This window comes from Microcoleus sp. S13_C3, from assembly GCF_036700905.1.
GTDB lineage: Bacteria > Cyanobacteriota > Cyanobacteriia > Cyanobacteriales > Microcoleaceae > Microcoleus.
In genome coordinates, this window is sequence record NZ_JAUBPT010000320.1 from 1 (window position 1) to 2,668 (window position 2,668).

The window sequence follows — 2,668 nt, forward strand, 5'->3', positions numbered from 1 at the left end:
AAGTCGAGTCGTGGAAAGAGGAAGCCTAAACAGTGATGTTTAGAATCCCCGACCGTTTACGGCGGGGAGGATGTCAATAAATTTGACTGTAACCGATACAGCAATTCTAGCGCGATCGTCCGCAACGGATCGTCTGTTGCTAAAGCGCTTAATTGGGAAATAGCCCTTTGCTGCACTCCCCCTTTGCCCAAAATCCTCAACCACAGGGTTTCTGGAGTTTCTGGCAACTGGTGAATCGCCACAATTGCAGTCCGCAAAGATTCCCCCAAAAAATAAATTCCCTGCATCCAATTCTCTGTGTCTGGTATCGCATTAAAGCTATCTACCAAGGCTTTCGATGCTGTGGGCATCAATCGATTTTAGATTTTAGATTTTAGATTTTAGATTGAAGAAAGTGAAGTAAACATCAATTTCTCGGACTTCGGAACTCACATCGCGACCGATATTAACCGTTCCGAGTGGCGACAGCAATTCCTCCAGGTATTCTTTGGCAAAGAGATCGTGAATAAATCGCGTCATAGGAATTATTTCAAACACTAAATAGATTTTTTAGTCGTTTTCTCACCCATTCTACAGGATTTTCATCCTCTTCTGCTGCCTCTACCAATTCCATTTCTCGCAATAATTGCTGTCTCTCGCGGAGTTCTTCTTTGTGTTTGACTATTTCTTGAATAATCTGTTCAGATAAATCCGGTCGTTCAGTTAAAACTTTCTGGAAACCTTCTTTATTAATGGCAAACAAAATTGTTTCTTCCAAAGCTCTTACCGAAGCAGTTCTGGGGATTCCCAACATCAAAGAAAGTTCCCCGAAAAACTGACCAGTACCGAGGTTATTCAGATGTTTGTCAATAGCTTCTACAAAAACTTCTACTGAACCTGAAAGAATCATGTAAAAAGCATCTCCGGGGTCGTTTTCGTGAAACAAATATTCTTGCGATCGCAGCCGTTTGCGGTATCCAACTTCAATCAATTGCCGCAATTCCAGATCGGTCAGATTTTCAAAGTATTCCACCTCTCTTAGCAAACCGCTAAGGGACGATGGTTTTTTCAGTTTTTCTGCAAAAATTGGCGGTTTTTGCTCATTTTCCGTGTAACTGTTCGGGAGGTCAATTGCACTTTCTTTTTTGTTGAACATTGACAAGAGAACTTCGGGGTTTTGCAAATAAATTTCTCTGTCATTGAACGGAAATTCAATTTTTTGCTGGCGGAAATTGTATTCAATTGCAAAATTCAAAGAACTTTTAATTAATTCTCTTTCAGTCGGCCTGTCCGTCCACACTAAAAGTTCAAATTTAAAACTATCATCACCAAACTCGACAAACAATACTTTCGGGTTCGGTTCGTACAAGACTCCAGCTTCTGCGTAAGCAATATTTAACAGAGTTTCTGTCACTAACAGCGGGTTACTATTCTCGGCTACTTCTACGGGAACTCGCAGACAGAGTAGGGAGTTTTCGTAACTCCAGTTAACAATTTTGTTGCTAATCATTTTGCTGTTGGGAACTATGACGCTAGAGTCCTCAGTAGTTTGCAGGATGGTCGATCGAATCGATATTTTTTTGACAATTCCCATTAATCCTTCTAATTCCACAAAGTCTCCGACTTTAACAGGTCTGTCTAAAAGCAGCGTTAAGCCACTGACAAAATTAGTTGTTAAATCTTGGATTCCGAAGCCAATCCCGACTCCCAATCCGCCCGCAACTACTGCAAAAGAAGCGAGGTTGAAACCGATGCTTTGGATGGCGACTATCACCCCCAAAGCTACTATTAAATACCCAATAATTACTGCGATGGCTTCCCTGTTTCCCTCGTCAATTCCCAGTCGGACTAGCAACCGTTCCTTAAGAAAATTCGTAAAAGAGCGTGCTATGACAAGGATAGCCATAAACAAGACTATTAGTTCTACCAGTGACTGCAAGGATACTGGATTGTCACCTATTTTAAATAGGGTAGCTGTAAATATTTGCGATATCTGTGTCAATACTTCTTCTGGGATTGTATTAAATTTGAATTCCGGTTCTAAGGTTTTTGATGTTGTCATTTTTTAAGTGGGTAGTAAAGAATAAAGTCCTCAGTACCCAAGTTAAAAATAAAATACTGAAGTCTTTATCACAAATGTTAGCCTATTTTGGTAAAAAAACTGAAGTTTTTACATAGATATGTGGTTCCTCATACTACGCCGTTCTCCCTATTGCCAATTTTTCGGATACCTTGTCTTCCCAGACCTGCGGTTATTGTGCCACTTTTTCGCAATCCGAGATCCCACTCATCTATTATTAAAGTGATTGCTCTATAGCAATCATCGCATCATTTGTGAACTTCTTACTCCCTCGCCGAACCCGGGGGGAGGGTTGGGGTGGGGTAAAAAAATACGACTCCTGCAAGGATTGCTATAGTAAATTTGTTTAACCTTAACTCAAGGCGATTTTATGATACTATCCACTATTTTTTTTTAGTCCACTTATCAACTTAAGCGGGGATTATTCAATGACTATTTAAGTGGAAAAGTCAAATATCCAAGTATTACAATGACTTTAACTGGTGGGAGAGATATCGCTATTACTCTGCCAGTTGCGTCCGTCTTGTGTATTTCTAAGGATCGCGAATTAAATAACTTACAATTTTAATTGTTATTGTGGGATGGGCGTCCCGCCCGTCCTTTTTGGAC

General features: G+C 40.3%; 3 protein-coding genes. All 3 read right to left on the reverse strand.

From position 1 onward, the window contains the following. Window positions 1–56: 56 nt before the first annotated feature. The 3 genes from QUA16_RS36300 to QUA16_RS36310 are packed head-to-tail and all read right to left on the reverse strand — an operon-like array spanning window position 57 to window position 2,041. Window positions 57–353, reverse strand: a complete 297-nt coding sequence (locus QUA16_RS36300; RefSeq protein WP_333181782.1) for a hypothetical protein — start codon at window positions 351–353, stop codon at window positions 57–59. 13 nt (window positions 354–366) lie between these two features. Further along, the gene (locus QUA16_RS36305; RefSeq protein ID WP_333109680.1) at window positions 367–519 is read right to left on the reverse strand and encodes a hypothetical protein; all 153 of its coding nucleotides are present in this window, start codon (window positions 517–519) and stop codon (window positions 367–369) included. Between the two features lie 10 nt (window positions 520–529). After that, window positions 530–2,041, reverse strand: a complete 1,512-nt coding sequence (locus QUA16_RS36310) for a mechanosensitive ion channel domain-containing protein (protein ID WP_333109679.1) — start codon at window positions 2,039–2,041, stop codon at window positions 530–532. Window positions 2,042–2,668 lie beyond the last annotated feature (627 nt).

Excerpts from the sequence above, each read along its gene's own strand:
- QUA16_RS36305 (WP_333109680.1), bottom strand. The coding sequence starts at position 519 with ATGACGCGATTTATTCACGATCTCTTTGCCAAAGAATACCTGGAGGAA.
- QUA16_RS36310 (WP_333109679.1), bottom strand. The coding sequence starts at position 2,041 with ATGACAACATCAAAAACCTTAGAACCGGAATTCAAATTTAATACAATC.